The organism is Anaerolactibacter massiliensis (assembly GCF_900290205.1).
Taxonomy (GTDB): domain Bacteria; phylum Bacillota_I; class Bacilli_A; order Erysipelotrichales; family Erysipelotrichaceae; genus Bulleidia; species Bulleidia intestinalis.
The window spans coordinates 204971-226326 of the sequence record NZ_OLMH01000003.1 but is presented as its reverse complement, the minus strand read 5'-3'; the positions used below and the strand labels follow the sequence as shown (position 1 = coordinate 226326).

The 21356-nt window shown below is 43.2% G+C and carries 20 protein-coding genes and 1 pseudogene; 11 read left to right on the top strand and 10 right to left on the bottom strand.

Going from position 1 to position 21356, the window contains the following annotated elements:
- The first annotated feature begins 71 nt into the window (after positions 1–71).
- The 4 genes from C7E00_RS15140 to C7E00_RS15125 all read left to right on the top strand — a co-directional run bounded on the left by C7E00_RS15140 (position 72) and on the right by C7E00_RS15125 (position 4431).
- Positions 72–1952 carry a tyrosine-type recombinase/integrase gene (locus C7E00_RS15140; protein WP_105304329.1) on the top strand — a complete coding sequence of 627 codons (1881 nt, stop codon included), beginning with the start codon at positions 72–74 and terminating at the stop codon, positions 1950–1952.
- Complete coding sequence (locus tag C7E00_RS15135) at positions 1945–2931, top strand: tyrosine-type recombinase/integrase (protein WP_105303441.1); 987 nt, start codon at positions 1945–1947, stop codon at positions 2929–2931. The genes C7E00_RS15140 and C7E00_RS15135 overlap by 8 nt, the downstream gene beginning before the upstream one ends.
- On the top strand, positions 2924–3958 hold the full coding sequence (locus tag C7E00_RS15130; RefSeq protein ID WP_105303440.1) for a tyrosine-type recombinase/integrase: 1035 nt from the start codon (positions 2924–2926) through the stop codon (positions 3956–3958). Before C7E00_RS15135 ends, C7E00_RS15130 begins: the two co-directional genes overlap by 8 nt.
- Before the next feature lie 152 nt (positions 3959–4110).
- Entirely contained in the window at positions 4111–4431 is a 321-nt protein-coding gene (locus C7E00_RS15125) for a transposase domain-containing protein (protein WP_105305122.1), read from the top strand.
- 256 nt (positions 4432–4687) lie between these two features.
- On the opposite strand, the gene C7E00_RS15120 is transcribed toward C7E00_RS15125, so the two are convergent.
- Complete coding sequence (locus tag C7E00_RS15120) at positions 4688–5692, bottom strand: IS1595 family transposase (protein WP_105304617.1); 1005 nt, start codon at positions 5690–5692, stop codon at positions 4688–4690.
- Between the two features lie 157 nt (positions 5693–5849).
- On the opposite strand from C7E00_RS15120, the gene C7E00_RS15115 reads away from it, so the two are divergent.
- Both C7E00_RS15115 and C7E00_RS15110 read left to right on the top strand, forming a co-directional pair.
- Positions 5850–6308: a hypothetical protein gene (locus C7E00_RS15115; RefSeq protein WP_105305150.1), complete on the top strand. Its 459-nt coding sequence runs from the start codon at positions 5850–5852 to the stop codon at positions 6306–6308.
- Positions 6309–6347: 39 nt separating this feature from the next.
- The gene (locus tag C7E00_RS15110) at positions 6348–7532 is read left to right on the top strand and encodes a DUF4132 domain-containing protein (protein WP_105305149.1); all 1185 of its coding nucleotides are present in this window, start codon (positions 6348–6350) and stop codon (positions 7530–7532) included.
- Positions 7533–7771: 239 nt separating this feature from the next.
- On the opposite strand, the gene C7E00_RS15105 is transcribed toward C7E00_RS15110, so the two are convergent.
- Positions 7772–8575 carry a DDE-type integrase/transposase/recombinase gene (locus C7E00_RS15105; protein WP_167836637.1) on the bottom strand — a complete coding sequence of 268 codons (804 nt, stop codon included), beginning with the start codon at positions 8573–8575 and terminating at the stop codon, positions 7772–7774.
- 105 nt (positions 8576–8680) lie between these two features.
- On the bottom strand, positions 8681–9043 hold the full coding sequence (locus C7E00_RS15100) for a hypothetical protein (RefSeq protein ID WP_105305125.1): 363 nt from the start codon (positions 9041–9043) through the stop codon (positions 8681–8683).
- Between the two features lie 236 nt (positions 9044–9279).
- Between C7E00_RS15100 and C7E00_RS15095 the strand changes: the two genes are divergently transcribed.
- From C7E00_RS15095 to C7E00_RS15085, 3 genes are all read left to right on the top strand, one after another.
- On the top strand, positions 9280–10305 hold the full coding sequence (locus C7E00_RS15095) for a transposase (RefSeq protein ID WP_105305148.1): 1026 nt from the start codon (positions 9280–9282) through the stop codon (positions 10303–10305).
- Between the two features lie 215 nt (positions 10306–10520).
- Positions 10521–11558, top strand: a complete 1038-nt coding sequence (locus tag C7E00_RS15090) for an IS1595 family transposase (RefSeq protein WP_105305147.1) — start codon at positions 10521–10523, stop codon at positions 11556–11558.
- A 196-nt stretch (positions 11559–11754) separates the two neighbouring features.
- A complete protein-coding gene (locus C7E00_RS15085; protein ID WP_105305146.1) occupies positions 11755–12726 on the top strand; it encodes an IS1595 family transposase in 972 nt (323 codons plus the stop codon).
- A gap of 38 nt (positions 12727–12764) precedes the next feature.
- On the opposite strand, the gene C7E00_RS15080 is transcribed toward C7E00_RS15085, so the two are convergent.
- Both C7E00_RS15080 and C7E00_RS15075 read right to left on the bottom strand, forming a co-directional pair.
- A complete protein-coding gene (locus C7E00_RS15080; RefSeq protein WP_135358261.1) occupies positions 12765–13031 on the bottom strand; it encodes a hypothetical protein in 267 nt (88 codons plus the stop codon).
- Positions 12979–14598, bottom strand: coding sequence for a leucine-rich repeat domain-containing protein (locus tag C7E00_RS15075; protein WP_167836639.1), 1620 nt, complete (start codon positions 14596–14598; stop codon positions 12979–12981). Before C7E00_RS15075 ends, C7E00_RS15080 begins: the two co-directional genes overlap by 53 nt.
- A 566-nt stretch (positions 14599–15164) precedes the next feature.
- On the opposite strand from C7E00_RS15075, the gene C7E00_RS15070 reads away from it, so the two are divergent.
- Complete coding sequence (locus C7E00_RS15070; protein ID WP_105305143.1) at positions 15165–16190, top strand: IS1/IS1595 family N-terminal zinc-binding domain-containing protein; 1026 nt, start codon at positions 15165–15167, stop codon at positions 16188–16190.
- 54 nt (positions 16191–16244) lie between these two features.
- On the opposite strand, the gene C7E00_RS16660 is transcribed toward C7E00_RS15070, so the two are convergent.
- Both C7E00_RS16660 and C7E00_RS15065 read right to left on the bottom strand, forming a co-directional pair.
- The gene (locus tag C7E00_RS16660) at positions 16245–16391 is read right to left on the bottom strand and encodes a transposase domain-containing protein (protein ID WP_275656083.1); all 147 of its coding nucleotides are present in this window, start codon (positions 16389–16391) and stop codon (positions 16245–16247) included.
- 39 nt (positions 16392–16430) lie between these two features.
- Positions 16431–16877 (bottom strand): annotated as a pseudogene (locus tag C7E00_RS15065) (IS66 family transposase); the annotation flags it as partial.
- Positions 16878–16917: 40 nt separating this feature from the next.
- Here C7E00_RS15065 and C7E00_RS16840 point away from each other — a divergent pair.
- On the top strand, positions 16918–17268 hold the full coding sequence (locus tag C7E00_RS16840; RefSeq protein ID WP_105305141.1) for an IS66 family transposase: 351 nt from the start codon (positions 16918–16920) through the stop codon (positions 17266–17268).
- Positions 17269–17328: 60 nt separating this feature from the next.
- On the opposite strand, the gene C7E00_RS15055 is transcribed toward C7E00_RS16840, so the two are convergent.
- The 3 genes from C7E00_RS15055 to C7E00_RS15045 are packed head-to-tail and all read right to left on the bottom strand — an operon-like array spanning position 17329 to position 21215.
- Positions 17329–18363 carry a tyrosine-type recombinase/integrase gene (locus tag C7E00_RS15055; protein ID WP_105303440.1) on the bottom strand — a complete coding sequence of 345 codons (1035 nt, stop codon included), beginning with the start codon at positions 18361–18363 and terminating at the stop codon, positions 17329–17331.
- Positions 18356–19342: a tyrosine-type recombinase/integrase gene (locus C7E00_RS15050; protein WP_105303441.1), complete on the bottom strand. Its 987-nt coding sequence runs from the start codon at positions 19340–19342 to the stop codon at positions 18356–18358. Before C7E00_RS15050 ends, C7E00_RS15055 begins: the two co-directional genes overlap by 8 nt.
- A complete protein-coding gene (locus C7E00_RS15045; protein WP_105305140.1) occupies positions 19335–21215 on the bottom strand; it encodes a tyrosine-type recombinase/integrase in 1881 nt (626 codons plus the stop codon). The genes C7E00_RS15050 and C7E00_RS15045 overlap by 8 nt, the downstream gene beginning before the upstream one ends.
- Positions 21216–21356: the final 141 nt, after the last annotated feature.

The following is a 21356-nucleotide window of genomic DNA, read 5'->3' as shown; positions in this document are numbered from 1 at the left end:
AGCTCCAATGATGTGGATAACATAATACAGTTCTGCATAATGAAAGTACCAATAGAAGGAGGTACACCATTATGAAGAAGTACGACGAGTGCGTAAACACAGTGATGCAGTTCCTTACATCGAATCACTATGGCAGCACTGCAATCTATGAGCATCAGAACAGCTATAAGAGGATTAAGGAATGGCTGATATCCTCTGGTGCCTCATGCACACCAGAGGCACTGAATGCTTGCTTTGAAGAACACAGCGGGGAATTAATACCATCAAAACAGCGGCAGCTTAAGCATGCCCTTGTTCAGCTGATAGATGTCTATGAAACTGGCAGCATCCGTGATCAGCATGTCGGTTTCCAGATCTGCCCGTATGATCAGCTTACTTCTGTATTGAAACAGGAAGTAGACGAGTTTGTTTCGCATTGTCTTTCTGAAGGAAAACGTGCGTCATACGTAAAATCTCTTCAGGGAAAATGTTCGGATTTTATTCTTTTCCTGCAGAATCATGGTGTGACGACTATCCGCCAGGTTACATTTGATTTAATTCTCCTATACCAGAGTCAGAATAATTCCAAATCCAGGTGCACACGTGCGTCAAAGGAAAGTGCCGCACGTATGATGCTGGATTTCTTCGCTGAGCGCGGTAAATGCCTGCACGGGCACGCAGAAGCAATGACTATTCTCACGCGTAATCAGATTGTATTGGACACATATTTCATTCCAGCGGATTCCATGCGCCCTGCTGACCATTCTCTCTGGGAAACTGCCTCTTCTTTTCAAAGTGCGCTCAAGAAGAATCGGTACTCAAAATCTGTATACAATTATTATTATCGCAGCGTAGTTCTGCTGTTGATTTTTCTAGAGAAAAACGATCTTGCCCTCACTAAAGAAATTGCGGAACTCTGGTTTGAACACGCAAAACCATTGTCTGGAAAATCCTGGAAATCAATGCGGCGTGCATTGTATCAATTTCTTCATTTTGCGGATACCGGCGAGATCATTCCGTGCCAGACTACTTCACCTAAGCCAGTAAAGATGATTGATACCATACCTGCATGGTGCAGAGTCGAATGGGAAGACTTTCTAGCCGTTCTACAGAGAGAAAACCGTGCCCAATCTACCATTGAGATGTATCGGAGTTCAATCAGCAGATTTTGTCTATATTTCGATAAAGTTGGAATAACCGGGTTTGATCAGCTTACGCCAGAGATCCTAATTGGCTTCAATGCACAGGATAAACATGAAACCGCAGAAGGGAAAGCTGCTTATAACAGCCGAATCAGAAACTTCATCTGCTATCTCGAAGATAAAGGCATCATCAGCAACCAGTGGCTGCATACTGCGATTTCTTCCATTCATGCCCCGAAAACCAGAATTATTGATACTCTCCCAGAAGAAGCAGTTGAGAATTTCTGGAAAGTCGATCAGGAAGCCTTCACTCCTATGGAACGCCGGGATTATGCGATTTCATGTCTTGGACTTGGAATGGGTATACGGTCTTCGGACATCGTGTCGCTGAAGATAGCAGATATCGATTGGAAAAAACAGCAAATCAGTTTTACTCAGATGAAGACTGGAGTCTCTGCAGTGCTCCCCATGCCGGTACATGTAGGCAATGCAATCTACAGATATCTGCAGATAAGACCACAAAGCAGCAGTGAGAATCTCTTTATTCCTTTCAGAAGTCCTTACGATAAGGTCGGCCGCTGCGTTTGTCAGAAAGCACTGGAACGATTCATTGGTGAAAACAAAGGTTTTCATATCACACGAAGGACATTTGCGACTGCTCTTCTGAGAGGCCAAACAAAAGCTGCAGTTATTTCAGATTCTCTGGGACATCGTTCAGAAGATACTGTATTCAAATACCTGCACCTCGATGAGCAGCGTACCAGACAATGTGCCATTTCGCTGAACCAGCTTGGAATTTTCTGGCCAAAAGAAGGTGCATTTTATGGATAAGCACTATCAATGCGCCAGTGTCTTTGCGCCGTATATCAATGAATTTATTACACAGAAAAGAGCACAGGGCTATTCATATGACGATTGTGATTATTACCTGAAACGCTTCGATGGATTCTGTGTTGAACATCACATCAGCGAGCCAGTCATCACGAGGCAGCTCTTTGAAGCATGGATTGAAAAAGGAGCATCTTCTGCTGAAGGCAAATCCGGCAGGCACAAACGCGAGACAATATTCCGGGCCTTTTCGATCTATATGAACATCCTTGAAACGGAATGTTATATCCCTCATCACATCTGCCATCTTCCTAAGGTAATGCAATACCTGATGAGTGACAGCGATATTCAGGAATTCTTCAGTGTTCTTGATGGTGGAAGATGCAGAAATAATGATCCTGATCACATCCGCATGTATTCTGAGTATCGCGTCATGTTCAGGATGATCTGCTGCTGTGGTCTTCGCAATTCCGAAGCATGTGAATTGCGCCGCAGCAACATAGATCTTGAAAAAGGAATTATCACGATCATTCATTCAAAGGGAGACAAAGACCGTCTTGTCTACATGGCGGATGACCTGACCGAGCTCTGTCAATCCTACTGGCTCTGGATGACATCAGAACAAGGGATTCAGTCGGATTGGTTCTATCCTAGTAAAGATACCAGCAAACACATCATAAAACATTCAGTATGCCGCAAGTTCAATGAGATCTGGACTCAGACTGCAGCTTCCAAGCTCTGCGATAAAAAGCCTACCGTTCATAGTTTTCGGCATTATTTCGTGACTAAGCGCATGAATCTGTGGATGGAACAGGGCGTCGATTTAAATGCAATGATGCCATTTCTCAGCAATTACCTGGGACATGCCGGCGTTCTAAACACGCACTATTACTATCACGCTGTTGAAGACTCAATCAAGATAATCCGTAGCAAGGACAAGGTTTCTTCTGCTGTAATTCCGGAGGTAATTACTGATGAATAAGAAAGATTTCAGTACACTATTCTTCTCGAAAACGCGTGACTTCCTGGATAAGTATGAGGCACAGCAGCTAAGGCGAAGTGAAAATACGATTGAATCCTATCGCGACGGTCTCACTTCTTTCCGGCGCTTTATCACTAATGAGAAAAAGAAATCTATGCTTACTTTTACATTCAGCGACTGTACTAACGAGCTTGTTCTGGACTACATGGAATATCTGCAGAACCGCGGCTATGCCAAAACAACCTGCAACCATAGGCTGTCAGCATTGCATGCATATCTATGGTATGCCTCAGACTGTGACGTCAAGGTCCTGCCTGTTGCGCTGGCAGTATCGCATCTCCCGTTTCTTCGGGAAAGTGAAGTCGTCCGCGACGTGATCAGCAGCGAATGCATGGCCGCTTTACTCGCTGCTCCAGGGAATTCCAGGAAAATTCTGATCCGGGATACCACGATCATGGTAATTCTGTATGACAGCGCAATTCGTCTGAGTGAACTTCTCGATCTGAGAAAAAGCGATGTGAACCTATCCCGAAAAGATCCATATATCCGGATTCACGGCAAGGGAGATAAAGAACGCATTGTTCCTATTACAGATAAGACGGTTAATCACCTAAATCGGTATTACCAGCATTACCATAATGAGGGTTCACCACCTACAGACCTGCTGTTCTATACTGTCATTCACCGGAGAGTCAACCGGATGTCTCCTCAGAATGTACAGCGATTCATCAAAAAGTATGCAGAGAAGATCAGACCGGAGCATCCTGATCTTCCTCAAAGAGTCCATCCTCATATGTTTCGCAGAACCCGTGCAACAGAACTGTATCAAAACGGTGTCGATCTTGAATTGATTTCACGATTGCTTGGCCATTCAGCCTTAGAAACCACGAAAATCTACGCAAAGCCCTCTGTAGAGATGATGAAGAAGGCAATGGATCATAGCTTCTGTGGTTACGAAATGGAGCAGGAGCCAATCTGGGACTTGAAAGATGAAGAGGAAATTGCCAGGAATTTCGGACTGCGCTAAGAAAGATTATGCCTACATTTTTCTTATAAAAATCAGTAAAACTGGGCTTCTGCAAGGAAACTAATGATAAATAGAAGCTGGGCATAAGGCAGCTTATACCTACATTAACATAATTTTCCGAACGAAGTGTCAGAAGTATCTGCCAGCTCAGGATGAACTCTCTATTCAGCTATTCCATCACCGGAGCAGAAGATAATGCGATCATCGAATCCCTGGCAGAAACGGCAAAGGCAAACCATGCCAATCCGAGAATCTACTTTCAGTATCTGATCGATCGCATGATGGACAGAAACAGATCTGCCCGCATTACAGAATCGTTTCTGAAAGAACTGATGCCCTGGAGCGATTCCTATCATGAATATGAAGCCGGTAAGAAGCGAGAGATCGTTGATTACATGGGAACCGGTCCAGACAAGCCTCCGAAGGTCCGGGTTGTGGATGGAAAGAAGAAATTGATACAGCCATCTGCGTAAATCAGATTCGCCATCAAAAGGCGATCGAGCTTTACTGACCCAGCACTGGGTTCTTTAAAGTCCGGTCGCCTTCGCGCTCATTATATTGTCCTGCTCTTATGAAATAAGTTCACCCTGTATTAGGCGCTTACCTTATGTTAAATTGATGAATGATAAATTCCAGTTTAAGAGTTATTTAAAAAAGTGTATCGGTTCCGGTGACATCGTTCCTTTAGGACAGAAGATTTTGGCTTAATTTGCAGGTTGGTGATCTAGCCTAATAGGCAAATAGGTCAGTAGCCTTCATATCGCAGATCCTGAAGAAGTCTGAAACGCCGTTGAGCACTGTTTTGACCTTCAGCAGTACCTCATCGGCATGCATTCCTGCATACTTTCTTACCATTACCAGCAGTGCAGCATATCTATTGATGTACTTCGTTGCCACTCCTCTGTACCCACGGTTCCATTCATCAATCTTGGAATGGAAGGAGTTAACATTGTTCAGGTGGTCGATGGAAGTATAGGACTTGTGATCACCGAGAACTCGGAATTCGCAGTTCTTCCAAGCAAGGACTTTCTGATAGGCAGTCTTGCCATCAATCCAGACAAAGCTATGCTCTGCGAAGTTCGGACCAATCTTAGCAATGTCCTCTGCTTTCGGAGTAGCCATGTTGGTAGCTCTCAGTACTGCGTCTCCTTCTCTCTGGACTGCAGTGACGAGGCATACCTGTTCATCGGAAAGGCCACGCTTTGAGGCTTTCTCTCCTCTGTGGCGCGGCTTAACATCTTCTCGTTTCTCGCCCTTATGGCTGTTCAGAATATACTTCTCGTCCATCTCTATCTCGTTTGAAACCACAGTTTCGCTGGCAATAGATTCCAGAGCGTGCAAGAACTTCATCCGCATTCTCCAGACAGTATAGGTACTGATGCCAAGATTCTGAGCGGTCGTATGAATCGGAACCTGCTGAAGAGTATCCTTGATCAGCTGATCCCATTTGGAACGATCCTGCTGGGAATAGTAGGTAAGCTGTCCATAGTCGACCACAGTTCTGTGATTGCAGGAATGACATAGAAGCATCTGCTTTCCAGAGTTGGCTCTGCCTCCTCTGGTCCAGTTCGGAGTCTCAGAACCGCACTTAGGGCATACCTTGATGCAGTAACTCTGAGAAGTCTTATTCAGGATGGCACAATTCTCCAGATCAGACAGGAGCTTATCCTTCTGATACTGGTACAGACTGGAAAACATACTGGTAATTTTCTGAAGATCTTCGATATCTGACATGGTTTTCTACCTCTTTATACAGGTAGTCTAAGCTGATATCCCATAATCACTGTACCTCATCAGGTACAGTGCTCAAGAAAATCACCAAGTCGCTAATTAAGCTAAGATTTTTGAAAAAATATCAGAAGATCCCGGCAGAAGTCATCTTGAAGGATTGATGTGGTATCTGGAAACTTATTATAAAAAGCTATCTGATGATTATGTAAAAGATGCATACAAATTAATAACAAAACATGATACAGATGGCTCATTAAAGAAACGCTTTAATGAAAACAGGGCATTGAAAGAAAAATTTTATAGTGAAGAAGAACTTAAGGGACAGACCAATATAGTTGAAAATATGGTTCTTGATCGAATGAAGTCAGAAAAGATCGATCTGGAAAAACTTGGTAAAAAGCTTTATTCAAAATTCCTGTTAAGACCTTCTGATCTGCCTGAGCTATATGACAGCAAAGGGAATAAGCTTGATTATTATGTGCTGGAATGGCTTTTATGTACTGATCGGAGTGCCAGCTCAGTTATAAAGCTTCTGGATCATGAATGTTTCCACAAGGCCCTGAATGATCTGGCTGATAAATATATCTGCAATGGATTCGCAGGAATCAAGCAGTGCTAGCTGGCTTATCCGCTTTGCAGGTATGCTGATGAGGATCTGATGAAAAAAATGTGCGCTGCCGCTCCAAAGCTTGCGACTCACTCCAGCGGAAGAAATTCCCGTGCGATGATTGTATTCCGTGAAGCAGTGCGTGAGAGCGATACACGTTCTGCAATTATGTTTGCGGATAAATACAATGAACTTGATAAATATGCAGAAGCCAGGAATAAAAGTGTTGATGAGCTGCGCGATATGATATCGGATACAGGCTTGAATGTGGATGATCGCAAAGAGTACGATCTTGGCAATCAGAAAGTTGTCGCATTCCTGCAGAATGATTTAAGTTTCATTATAGAACTTCCGAATGGCAAAACCGTTAAATCACTCCCCAAAAAAGGTGCAGATTCACAGAAATATGCTGATGCAGCAGCTGATTTTGCAAAATTAAAGAAAGCAGTAAAAGATATATATAAGTACAGGTCTGATGCACTTTTCAAGGATTTTCTCAGTGGAAGCGAAAGAACACCAGAAAGCTGGGCTAAAACATATCTTGACAATCCTGTTTTGAATCACTTAGCACGTTTAATCGTATGGAAACAGAGTGAAGCAACGTTTACAGTAACTGATCATGGTGCTGTAACTTCTGGCGAAAAATCTTATGAAATTGCGGAAGAGCCTGTCGCTGTAGCTTATCCAACTGAGATGAAGCCAGTTGATCTGAATGCATGGAAAACTTATTTTACCTCTCATCAGTTAAAGCAGCCATTCCTTCAGATCTGGGAGCCTGTATGTGATCCTTCAGTGATTAAAGCAGATCGCTACTCAGATTTATCAATTCCATATTATCGATTTGCTAATCAGGAAAAAAATGGCATACACGCAGAAAAACAGTCAGGAAATATCGAAATAACATTTGATGACTGTAATGTTCGGATTACCAGATTGGATTGGAATTACAGCATAAAAGATAAATTCAGCATTGACTCATTCAAATTTTCAAAATTTACCCGAAAGGTCAATCATCTTATAGCTTATTTTGACAAAATAGCTGTTTACGATTTGATCCATAAAGATGATGCTAGCTTTAAACCGATACTTAATGAATTTACGCTTCCTCAAATCAATGAATTCATCAAATATGCAGGTGAAAACAAATGCGTCAATGCATCAGCAGTTCTGCTTGAATATAAGAATCAGAAATACGGAACTTCAGATCCGTTGGATGAATTTGAACTGAACTGGTAGCTGGCAATATGAACTAAGTAAGCAAAGATGCCATCAATATTGATTGATCTCCAGCAGTAGAAACTTTAAGCAACCCTCGAGGTAAGAACAATGGTAATTACAATAGCTCCCGATAAAACCCTCATTCAATATACAGAAGAAGACGATAAATGAAAAAGGCGCTTTTGAAAAGTGTGGGGTAAGGTGTTAAGATTTTTTGAAAATGTCCCATCTTGTTATAGAACTTTGATGTATCACAATCATTTAGCTTTTTCCTCCGCCATCTCATTGAGAACTTTCTGAAGTTCTTTCTCGTTATTAACTGAATAGATTCTATCGCGCTTCCGCTCCCCAACCTTTATGCATGTGTAATGCTTTCCATATCTTTCAATGTAGATCTCTTCTGTGATCGCATCTTCATAAACTGTAATACTCTGCTTCTGATTGAAGCGGACTACCTCTCCATCGCTTGTTACTGCTGTATACAGACTGTTTCCCATTGAGAATACGTTGTTCCTGATCTGCCTCGGATACTCAGCTCTGAAGATTCTCGAATAGTTGAAGTCAGCGGGTATTGGGCGGAACAGATCGTTCGGATCCTTCACCGGATATGAGAATTTCATATTCAGATAGAGCCGATATTTCCTGTTGAACCAATCATTCAGAAAGTCGTAGTTATGGGGAATCTTCCATCGAATCAAATCATTCGGGAGCCTCATCTGCGTGGTGCCGTTGTAGCGTTCCACACGTCCCTTTGCCTGGGAAGAATTGGCAAAGATCATCGTTACTCCCAGCTTATCCATCATTCTGGCAAACTGTGTCGGTGTACCTTCCTTAACGCTGCGAAACACTGAGAATTTATCCGAATACAGCGCTTCCGGAATACCGTAATTCTCCAGAACAAGCTTCATCATACGGGCATATCCGCGTGCACATTCTTCAGGCATGAAGTATCCTGCAAGCACCCTGGTACTGGCATCATCTACGGCAAGATGCAGTACATAGTCTCTTCCGTCATTGAACCAGTCATAAGGAATTCCATCAATCTGGACCAGTTCTCCCATATGTGCTCTTGGGGGCCTCGTTGAATGTGTGACGCGGGAGCCATCCATTCTGATCGGTTTATCTGCAGGGGACTTCCATCCTTCTCTGACAAACAGTTCATGGAATTAGGATTTGCTGCGTTCCTTCAGTCCATACTTCACCACGTCAGCTTCCATACCCTTGTTTCTGATGACGTCTTCCAGATAGATATCCCTGAATTGTGCTATGGTGATTGACGGATACGTCTTCTTAAGTTCCTCAAGGTACCTGATCTCTTGGCCAGAGGCAGTGGTTGCCGGCTTTCTTCCGGTATTGCCGTGAGTTAGGATAGCAGACGTATCCTTTTCCTTTCTTTCGGCAGACAATCGTTCAATCTGCTTCCTGCTGTAACCGCATTGATCAGCTATCCATTGACATGTAATCTTAGGGTTTGAATCCCTCTGCTGCAGTAATTCCAGAGCCTTGGCTTTGTCTTTGATCTTCTTCATCTGGATCACCTCCAGATGAATGCATTAGTTCGGAAGAGACATGAAATCAATGGGACATTTTCATTTGATCACGTGTGGGACATTTTCATTAAAGCCGTATTTGCACAAGGGGGCTGAAAGGCATACGATTTAAGAAATCCTAGAGGATCTAGAAAGTATGCTTAGGCAGGCAGCCGTGTACTTTGGCGCGTGGTGGCCCTGCATGACTGCCTGCCTAAGCATCGGGCCACCACGCCATGACATCAAAATCAAATAGATTCATTTCCAGGAGACGAACTCCCTGGGATCTTCTTCCTGTTCGTACGCAGTCGGAAGACTTTATTCGTAATGATGTTGTCAGTCATTACAATGAACGCCATCCGGATCTGTACGGTAAAGAAGAACTTGAACTGATCAACTCATATGTTCCAGCCTCATGCAGGTTCTGCGGATCAGCTCATTTCAAGAAGAACGGATTCTATCCTTACGGAGTCAGGCAATACAAGTGCTGTGACTGCAATAAGAAATTCTCTGTCATTACAGGAACTATCTTCGACAGTCACAAGATTTCTATTACCGAATGGATAGAATACTGGCGTAATCTGCTCCAATATCTCAGCTTAAGCGCGGACTCCTGGAACAACAAAAATGCTTTTACTACGGCAAAATACTGGTTTGCAAAGACATGTCTTCTGCTGGACGAAATTCAGGATTCTATCCTGCTTGAAGGCGATGTTTATTGCGATGAGACATTTATTCCAGTTCGCAGCGAAGATATCATTCGCAAAGAAAATTACCAGAAGCTGCGCTGCCATTCTATTAATCAGATGTGCATTGCGACAATCACAGATGGTAAAACCGTGTTTGTAAAGTACATTGGCTTGGGCGAGCCAGCCGGCAGACAAGTATATGAAGCTTTAAAGGATCATATCAAGCAAGGATCAAGATTGATCACTGATGAAGATCCATGCCATAACATGCTTGTCAGGAAGCTGGAACTGAAAAATATCCAGTATGATTCTAAGAAAATGAAAGGTTTGCCCGACAATAAGAATCCGATGAATCCCATCAACCAGGTTCATAATAGGCTGCAGAAGTTTTTAAGAGCACACAGCGGCTTTAGAAGAGATGAACTTCCTGGTTATCTGAACCTATTTGCATTCAGCTTCAATGCTCCGCACGATCTTTATGAGAAATTAGACCGGCTGCTGAATTTGAGTTTTGAAAACCCGAAAACACTACGCTACAGAGAACTGTATCGCAAGAATAAGCCAGATTTTTAAGATCCTCAGCCCCCTTGTGCAAATACGGCTTTTATCGTTTTGCTGCATTTCCTCTGCGCCTGGTTTGCTGTTCTCGTGATCATTGGATTTCGACATAATGCATTCTCCGTTTATCTTTTCTTTTCGCTAAATTAAACAAGATTTGGTTCACTATACGTTTTTATACACCCTAAGTAGGAAACTGTCATTAGAAGCCATAAAGATGGAGGCCGACTATGAGAGTTCCCGAAGTGATTCGAAAATTTTTCGACCTTACGGATTCCCAGCAGGATCACGTCATCCGTATCATCGATGTCATGGCGAATCTGAATGATCAGCTTGCCGAAACCGAGCCTGCATTATGCCCTAAATGCTATTGTACGGATGGATTTACAAATGCAGGGTTTGAGCACATTAAACATACGGGCGGGAAGCGTACTGGCAATCCTTACGCCACTAAGCAGATCTATCGCTGCAAGTCCTGTGGCAAGCGCTTTGTATATGATTCCGGAATGATGACGCATAAGCTCAAGATCACGCAGGAAGAATTCATTGAGATTTGTAAGGACGCAATTCTCTGCGTACCGATGAAAAAGACTGCAGCCAGACTGAATCGGTCCATACAGTGTGTATTTGAGAACCGTCATATATTTCTCTGCTTCCTTGAAAAAGCTCTGGGTCAGGAAACAGAGAAACTGGCAGGAACCGTAGAGCTTGATGAAACGTATGTTCTGGAGTCTCAGAAAGGAGCCAGATCAATCAAACGTGAGGCACGTAAAAGAGGCGAAGCCAGCCACTACAGAGGCATTTCCCATGAGCAGGTTTGTATCGTTACATCTTCTGACCGTAACGGTCATGAAGTTTATAAGACAGCCGGAACTGGAAGGCCCTCAGCAGACGATATTGATGAAGGATTCGAAGAAGAAATTGAATATAAATCAGAGCTGTACGTAGACGGCACGCATATTTACGACGATCTGGCCAGGAAAACCGAATGCGATATTCGCCATCTGAAAGGCTATGAGAACTACAACAAGGTTGAACACCTGAATACCGTCAACTGCATCCATTCCATGATTAAGAAAGTCTACGCATTTTATCGGGGCGTCGCATCGTATTACCTCGATCGTTATCTAGCACTGTTTGTCTTTATGCGGAGATTTTTGGATATGGATGACAACGAGATCACCGAGCTTATTGTCAGGAAGCTGAAAGGGGTAAGGTATAACGTTATCCGTGAAAAATTAAAGCATGTGTACATGACCGCTTTATAAAGGCATTTCCAAAAGCTCGCATCAAATCTGGTTTAACTTAGCGTTTCTTTTTCGGGGAGTAAACGAAAGTGGGTATGAAAATGGATATGCGTTACAATAGATCTGCCAAATATAAGAACACTTAAGCTGCTATTCGGCCTTATGTTTGGCGACATTCCTCGTCGGATGGCAGCTCAAGTGCGCAGAGGAATGTCGTATGCCGTCGAAAGCAGATCTTTTTGCGTATGTTTTATCATTGAGTCAATCTGATTTTCAGAGCCTGCAGAAGGCTGTAACTTATCGGGCTAATCGTGATAAGTATGGATTCTCTACATTGGATGAGGCAGCCGAATTCTATGGAAGACCTGTCCGCTGTCCAGACTGCAGAAGTACCCATTGTGTTTCAATAGGTTCTTCTCCAGGCGGAAATAAGAGATTCCAGTGCAGAGACTGCGGGCGGAAGTTCAGCTATCTTTCCGGAACAGTATTCTTTTCTGCAAAGCGAGACTTTGATTTCTGGGAAAGATACATCACATGCATGGTTTTCTGTCCAACAGAAGAACTGGCAAGCCATATGTGCGGAATATCGCATCCGACTGCCCACTTATGGCGGCATAAGATCTTTGCTACAGTAGATGGCTATCAGGATCATCTGATTCTGTCAGATCGTATCTGGATTGATGAAACTTATCTGAATGACACCAGAATCATGCATGAGTTCGGCAAGAAAAGGAAGAGAGGACTATCCAAGGATCAGATCTGCATAGTGGTTGCGATCGATGTCCACAAAAACATGATTGCAATCCAATGTGGCAATGGAAATCCGACTGGGAACCGTATTGAAGGAGCTCTTCTCAATCATATAAAGCCAGGCTCAGTAATTGTTCATGATGGAAATGCTGCGCATAATCAGCTGATCGCAAAAGCAGGCTGTACTAGTGAAGTCTATAAAGCAGACACTGATGACCCGAAGTACATTGAACAGATGCAGCTGATCAACAATATGTGCGGCTGGCTTCAGAGATTTCTCTACAAAGTGATGGGAATGAGAATGGAGAATCTCCAGTCTTATCTGAACTGGTTCGTATATCTATTCCGAATCAAGCGGGATGATGAGAAATATCCGAAAGTAGAGCGAGTAATCAGGCATCTTCTACTGACAGATGCTCAATATGTCAGAATATACTGATTTCTTATACCCACTTTCGTTTACTCCTCGATTTCTTTTTATATGATTCCAATTTTTTCAGCTTCCTGTATAACTTCTTCATCACTCATATTGTCAACGTTTATCATGTCCGCAAATGCTGCAGGACCACTGCCTGCATATGCAGCTGTTCCGTATTCATCTTTCAGTCTTCTGCGAAGCTCTTCTACATCGATAAATGAATTATCAGAATCATTATCATTCCAGAAAATATTTTGCTCCTTTTTAAAATGTTCAAAATGGGCAGTGATCTGCAGGTACAAATGAGAAACCATTATTTTCTGCATATTCCTCTGCTTTGCTGCCAGGCTTTCCATAGATCGTAAAATGATCTATTTCGTTTCCTTCTTCATCCTCATCGAATACAGGAAAACCATCCTCGTCCCATTCGAATGGGGCTCCTATAAATGCATTATCTGCAATCTTTTTAACTGACGAAGGAATATAAACATCATAAATGCTCGAATACTGGAATGCGTCGTCATCAATGACTTTCAAACCTTCCGGAAGATTCCACTGCTTGATCCCCTGTGAACCTTCAAAAGCGCCTTTCCCGATAATTGTCAGTGTACCCGGAAGCTTTATAGATTCTAGTTGGCAGCCGCTGAAAGCGTATGCTCCGATTTCTTCGGTTCCATCCTCCATCAGAACCTTTTTTACAGGATTGCAGCTGAATGCATTCCTTCCAATCTTTTTGACAGAACCGGGAATATACACTTTTCTGATCGGCTCCAGACTTTTCCGTTTTTCCCGAGGAATCCTGCGGGTGCCATCATGATCATCAAGGCTGAATAAATCCGGCCCTATTTCAGATACTTCTTTATGATCCAGCATTGATGGAATTTTAACGGTCGAGTGCTGCCCTGTATAATTCACAATCCGGACAGTTCCGTCTTTCAAAAGATTGTATTCCCATTCTTCGAAAATAATGCCATTCCTTGTTATTGGTTTCGGAATATCAACCTTCTTCTGATCTACTACTTTCTCTGAACCGCCGAACATTTCAATAAATTTATCTTCAGTAATGACAGGCACATTGAGCTTCTTCGCTTTTTCTCTTTTGGCTGAATAACCATCGATGTTATCAACGAGATAATCTGTTTTTTTACCTACGTTTTCTGTCACCTTACCGCCATCTGCAGTAATGCATTCCACAATTCCATCTCTACCTTGAAAGTGCTTCATCTCACCTGCAATGACAAACTTCTTTCCCGCACAACTATGCAACTGATCAGAATTCCCAACCTTTTTCCTTTCGGTCATGTCCCAGGTGTCAGCCATTTTTTCATAAGGAGGATCAAAGAACATGTCCTCTGAATAATTGTGCTGATCATTATCCGGATCATATTCATCCGGATCCCCATCCGAAAAGCCATTCTGAACTGCCCACTTGTAAAGAGATTCTGAATTATCTCTGCAGTTTATTGTGTCCAGTTCTCCATTCCCATTCTTGATCTTCAGACGCGCATATGAGAAACATGGAAATCCTTCATCCGAATCAGCCTCGCCGCTTTCTACGCTGGCCCATGCCTCATCATTGATTTCCTTCTTATTTTCTTTGATCCCTGCAAGAAGATGTTTTACCTGTGTAATACTGTATCCGGTATCTTCCTTGAATTCTTCCGCATCATTTTCTTGCTGCAGAAGTCCGTTCAAATAATTAACAAGTGTGTCGGCAAGATTATCTGTAATCTCATAAGCGATGCTGAAGTCATCAGAATTCAACTGGTCAAGAAGCCAGTCCTCGTCAATACCTGCATCACTCTGAATCTGCTCCAGCATGGGACTGTAAATTCTTGAAACAACAAATGAACTGCTGCTGGAATTGGTTACAAAATCAGATCTTATTTTCATTATCATTCTCCTTGCATTGTACAAATCATATCTGCTTGTTAAGTTCAGTTATCTTCCGTGTTGACGATTTTTCACATCAATAACTTTGTTTCTGAATATATTTTATCAGAGAATGGATTTTAGTCAGTAGCAAAATAATAGGGTCTCCAAAATCCTTGGGGGGAGTGAAGTTTGGGGGACCGGGCTTCTTTTGGATTTTATTGACATATTTCATGAATAAAAGGAAAGAGTGACTAGCGGGGATAGACCTTGCCAGCCACTTTTTTTCGCTCCTGTCATGGCGATTGCTGTGTCAACGGTAAACGCTTAATGTAAGCGTCAATAGGCCTGCATAGCTATAATCCCCGGATAGCCCAGCCAAGGGAAACTGGCTTTGGTTATCCGGGGATGTTTTGTATTTATTAAAATCGTCATTTGCACCAGGGTGGTAAATTCCCGTCAGTCTTCTGGAAATAGACTATAATTCCTATGTCCGAAAAAGGGACATCAGGAAGTTTCCAGGAACCGATTGACGCTGACTTGGCGGTTTCGTCATTCGGCTCCTGGAAGCTCCAAACCGCCAACAAATGAATCATGATGATAAGGATGCGTGGGGTCATTCCCTGCGTACGCTTTCATGGGATAAAGACCCGGATATTTCGAAATCCCAGAAGCTGATTTCATATACCGTGCAAGAATGGTATGATGCAAAGCATCCTCCTGTCCGAAGATCTGAAGTTCAGTTTCTGAACTCTCTTCCAGTCAGTCATTGCCCGATCTGCGGATCCGAGCATTTTATCAGGTACGGCTTCTATAAAGACGGAACAAAGTGCTATCGCTGTATAAGCTGCGGCCATAAGTTCAGTGTTCTTACAGGGACAATCTTTCAGGATCGGAAGATTCCGATTTCAGAGTGGATTGAATATCTTCTTTATCTGTTTGAATTCCATTCCATCAGAACTGCAGCACGCGATAACAGAAATGCAGAGAGCACAGGCAGATACTGGTTGATCAAGGTATTTGCTGTACTTGAAGGAATACAGTCTGAGGTAATGCTGGAAGGAAATATCTACTTTGACGAGATGTTCTTTCCGGTAATCAAGCACGAAACAGAAATCGTGGACGGGAAGAAGCTAAGAGGCATTTCTCGTAACAAAATCTGTGCCGCAGCTGCTTATGATGATCATGGGCATATGTATCTGGCCGTAGAGGGAACCTCAAAGCCATCCAGAAAGACAACATGGGAAGCTCTCGGAAAACATATCAAGCCTGGATCAAAACTGATTCATGATGGAGATAATTCGCATGGAATACTTGTCGAACGACTCCATCTGACAGAAGAAGTGCATACTACGAGTGAGACCAAAGGATTATCGGACAAAGACAATCCTCTTGATCCGATTAACAATCTGCATTCACTGGCAAAGCAATATATGCGTGCACATGGCGGTTATGACAGGGACAATCTTCAGGACTGGATGAATCTGATCTGGTTTGTTCTGTCAGAGACTAGTAATCGATATGAGAAGGTCGACCTTTTCATCAGACGGGCAATAATGTCTCCACATGTGGTGAAATTCAGAGATGCGATGTCAAAAAAGTCCGCTGATTAAGCCTATTGGCACCACCCTGCTGCAAATACGGATTTATTTATTATTATCCGATCCTCAGCTGATCCTCAGCGCAGCAGGGATCTCTTCGGAATATGGCAGGATTCTCTCTATGGTTTCATCACTCAAGCCATGCTCTGCCAGTTCCTGGAAGACATATGCCAGGTACCTCTCCGGATCAAGATGATTCAGTTTTGCTGAGATCAGAATCGAAAAATAATATGCGCTGATCGTCGCTCCTCGCTCTGTATTGGCAAACAGAAAATTCTTCCTTGCCAGGACGATCGGTTTCATTCCTTCTCTTTCAACAAGATTATTTGATAAGGCGACTTCTCCGTCTTTCAGATAATTCATCAGATATTCCCATTGATTGTTCAGATAGGTGACTGCTTCTCCAAGCTTCCCGGTCTGCAGATATGTTGATTTCAGATAAGAATTGTATGCATGGATTTCATCCATGATCGGCCTGGATTTCTCGCTGCGGACTTCTTTGATCCTTTCCGGATCGGCATGTTCTGCTTTTAGGCTCCGCTCAATATCAAAAAGTTTATCTATCTTCGCGATCATTCTGAATGTATCCGCAAACCTCGGATACTGCTTCAGCAGTTCTTCCTTCTTATCTTTCTTCTTCGCTTTCTGGAAGGTACTGTATGTAGCCTTATCCGCAGTCAATGCATCAAAGAATTTTCTGCGAGCGTGAACCTTATTCCAGTTCTCGAATAAGGTTCATCTGAAACGAAAATTCTCAGAACCGGTGAAAGCAGCAGGATCCGGATCACCTCCGCCGCTCGCTGAAGAAGCTGTGAGGCGGATCTCTCAAATCTTCCATGAGGATAAGAAACTGAAGGATCTTCCTCTAGAGGAACAACTGACAAAGAGAAAGGAACTCATTGAACCGCTGGTGAATTCCTTCTTTGAGTGGGTTCGTGAAAAACAGAGGTTTGTTGCGCCGGAGTCCGCAACAGGCAAAGGATTCACTTATGCATTGAATCAGGAAGAATTCCTGAGAACTTTTCTGACGGATCCGAGCGTACCGCTCAATAACTCAGCTGCCTTATGCCCAGCTTCTATTTATCATTAGTTTCCTTGCAGAAGCCCAGTTTTACTGATTTTTATAAGAAAAATGTAGGCATAATCTTTCTTAGCGCAGTCCGAAATTCCTGGCAATTTCCTCTTCATCTTTCAAGTCCCAGATTGGCTCCTGCTCCATTTCGTAACCACAGAAGCTATGATCCATTGCCTTCTTCATCATCTCTACAGAGGGCTTTGCGTAGATTTTCGTGGTTTCTAAGGCTGAATGGCCAAGCAATCGTGAAATCAATTCAAGATCGACACCGTTTTGATACAGTTCTGTTGCACGGGTTCTGCGAAACATATGAGGATGGACTCTTTGAGGAAGATCAGGATGCTCCGGTCTGATCTTCTCTGCATACTTTTTGATGAATCGCTGTACATTCTGAGGAGACATCCGGTTGACTCTCCGGTGAATGACAGTATAGAACAGCAGGTCTGTAGGTGGTGAACCCTCATTATGGTAATGCTGGTAATACCGATTTAGGTGATTAACCGTCTTATCTGTAATAGGAACAATGCGTTCTTTATCTCCCTTGCCGTGAATCCGGATATATGGATCTTTTCGGGATAGGTTCACATCGCTTTTTCTCAGATCGAGAAGTTCACTCAGACGAATTGCGCTGTCATACAGAATTACCATGATCGTGGTATCCCGGATCAGAATTTTCCTGGAATTCCCTGGAGCAGCGAGTAAAGCGGCCATGCATTCGCTGCTGATCACGTCGCGGACGACTTCACTTTCCCGAAGAAACGGGAGATGCGATACTGCCAGCGCAACAGGCAGGACCTTGACGTCACAGTCTGAGGCATACCATAGATATGCATGCAATGCTGACAGCCTATGGTTGCAGGTTGTTTTGGCATAGCCGCGGTTCTGCAGATATTCCATGTAGTCCAGAACAAGCTCGTTAGTACAGTCGCTGAATGTAAAAGTAAGCATAGATTTCTTTTTCTCATTAGTGATAAAGCGCCGGAAAGAAGTGAGACCGTCGCGATAGGATTCAATCGTATTTTCACTTCGCCTTAGCTGCTGTGCCTCATACTTATCCAGGAAGTCACGCGTTTTCGAGAAGAATAGTGTACTGAAATCTTTCTTATTCATCAGTAATTACCTCCGGAATTACAGCAGAAGAAACCTTGTCCTTGCTACGGATTATCTTGATTGAGTCTTCAACAGCGTGATAGTAATAGTGCGTGTTTAGAACGCCGGCATGTCCCAGGTAATTGCTGAGAAATGGCATCATTGCATTTAAATCGACGCCCTGTTCCATCCACAGATTCATGCGCTTAGTCACGAAATAATGCCGAAAACTATGAACGGTAGGCTTTTTATCGCAGAGCTTGGAAGCTGCAGTCTGAGTCCAGATCTCATTGAACTTGCGGCATACTGAATGTTTTATGATGTGTTTGCTGGTATCTTTACTAGGATAGAACCAATCCGACTGAATCCCTTGTTCTGATGTCATCCAGAGCCAGTAGGATTGACAGAGCTCGGTCAGGTCATCCGCCATGTAGACAAGACGGTCTTTGTCTCCCTTTGAATGAATGATCGTGATAATTCCTTTTTCAAGATCTATGTTGCTGCGGCGCAATTCACATGCTTCGGAATTGCGAAGACCACAGCAGCAGATCATCCTGAACATGACGCGATACTCAGAATACATGCGGATGTGATCAGGATCATTATTTCTGCATCTTCCACCATCAAGAACACTGAAGAATTCCTGAATATCGCTGTCACTCATCAGGTATTGCATTACCTTAGGAAGATGGCAGATGTGATGAGGGATATAACATTCCGTTTCAAGGATGTTCATATAGATCGAAAAGGCCCGGAATATTGTCTCGCGTTTGTGCCTGCCGGATTTGCCTTCAGCAGAAGATGCTCCTTTTTCAATCCATGCTTCAAAGAGCTGCCTCGTGATGACTGGCTCGCTGATGTGATGTTCAACACAGAATCCATCGAAGCGTTTCAGGTAATAATCACAATCGTCATATGAATAGCCCTGTGCTCTTTTCTGTGTAATAAATTCATTGATATACGGCGCAAAGACACTGGCGCATTGATAGTGCTTATCCATAAAATGCACCTTCTTTTGGCCAGAAAATTCCAAGCTGGTTCAGCGAAATGGCACATTGTCTGGTACGCTGCTCATCGAGGTGCAGGTATTTGAATACAGTATCTTCTGAACGATGTCCCAGAGAATCTGAAATAACTGCAGCTTTTGTTTGGCCTCTCAGAAGAGCAGTCGCAAATGTCCTTCGTGTGATATGAAAACCTTTGTTTTCACCAATGAATCGTTCCAGTGCTTTCTGACAAACGCAGCGGCCGACCTTATCGTAAGGACTTCTGAAAGGAATAAAGAGATTCTCACTGCTGCTTTGTGGTCTTATCTGCAGATATCTGTAGATTGCATTGCCTACATGTACCGGCATGGGGAGCACTGCAGAGACTCCAGTCTTCATCTGAGTAAAACTGATTTGCTGTTTTTTCCAATCGATATCTGCTATCTTCAGCGACACGATGTCCGAAGACCGTATACCCATTCCAAGTCCAAGACATGAAATCGCATAATCCCGGCGTTCCATAGGAGTGAAGGCTTCCTGATCGACTTTCCAGAAATTCTCAACTGCTTCTTCTGGGAGAGTATCAATAATTCTGGTTTTCGGGGCATGAATGGAAGAAATCGCAGTATGCAGCCACTGGTTGCTGATGATGCCTTTATCTTCGAGATAGCAGATGAAGTTTCTGATTCGGCTGTTATAAGCAGCTTTCCCTTCTGCGGTTTCATGTTTATCCTGTGCATTGAAGCCAATTAGGATCTCTGGCGTAAGCTGATCAAACCCGGTTATTCCAACTTTATCGAAATATAGACAAAATCTGCTGATTGAACTCCGATACATCTCAATGGTAGATTGGGCACGGTTTTCTCTCTGTAGAACGGCTAGAAAGTCTTCCCATTCGACTCTGCACCATGCAGGTATGGTATCAATCATCTTTACTGGCTTAGGTGAAGTAGTCTGGCACGGAATGATCTCGCCGGTATCCGCAAAATGAAGAAATTGATACAATGCACGCCGCATTGATTTCCAGGATTTTCCAGACAATGGTTTTGCGTGTTCAAACCAGAGTTCCGCAATTTCTTTAGTGAGGGCAAGATCGTTTTTCTCTAGAAAAATCAACAGCAGAACTACGCTGCGATAATAATAATTGTATACAGATTTTGAGTACCGATTCTTCTTGAGCGCACTTTGAAAAGAAGAGGCAGTTTCCCAGAGAGAATGGTCAGCAGGGTGCATGGAATCCGCTGGAATGAAATATGTGTCCAATACACTCTGATTACGCGTGAGAATAGTCATTGCTTCTGCGTGCCCGTGCAGGCATTTACCGCGCTCAGCGAAGAAATCCAGCATCATACGTGCGGCACTTTCCTTTGACGCACGTGTGCACCTGGATTTGGAATTATTCTGACTCTGGTATAGGAGAATTAAATCAAATGTAACCTGGCGGATAGTCGTCACACCATGATTCTGCAGGAAAAGAATAAAATCCGAACATTTTCCCTGAAGAGATTTTACGTATGACGCACGTTTTCCTTCAGAAAGACAATGCGAAACAAACTCGTCTACTTCCTGTTTCAATACAGAAGTAAGCTGATCATACGGGCAGATCTGGAAACCGACATGCTGATCACGGATGCTGCCAGTTTCATAGACATCTATCAGCTGAACAAGGGCATGCTTAAGCTGCCGCTGTTTTGATGGTATTAATTCCCCGCTGTGTTCTTCAAAGCAAGCATTCAGTGCCTCTGGTGTGCATGAGGCACCAGAGGATATCAGCCATTCCTTAATCCTCTTATAGCTGTTCTGATGCTCATAGATTGCAGTGCTGCCATAGTGATTCGATGTAAGGAACTGCATCACTGTGTTTACGCACTCGTCGTACTTCTTCATAATGGTGTACCTCCTTCTATTGGTACTTTCATTATGCAGAACTGTATTATGTTATCCACATCATTGGAGCTACAGCGCAGCCATCTATGCGGAAATTAATAAATCATGGGCATAAGAAAAAGCTGGGCATAAGGAAAATTA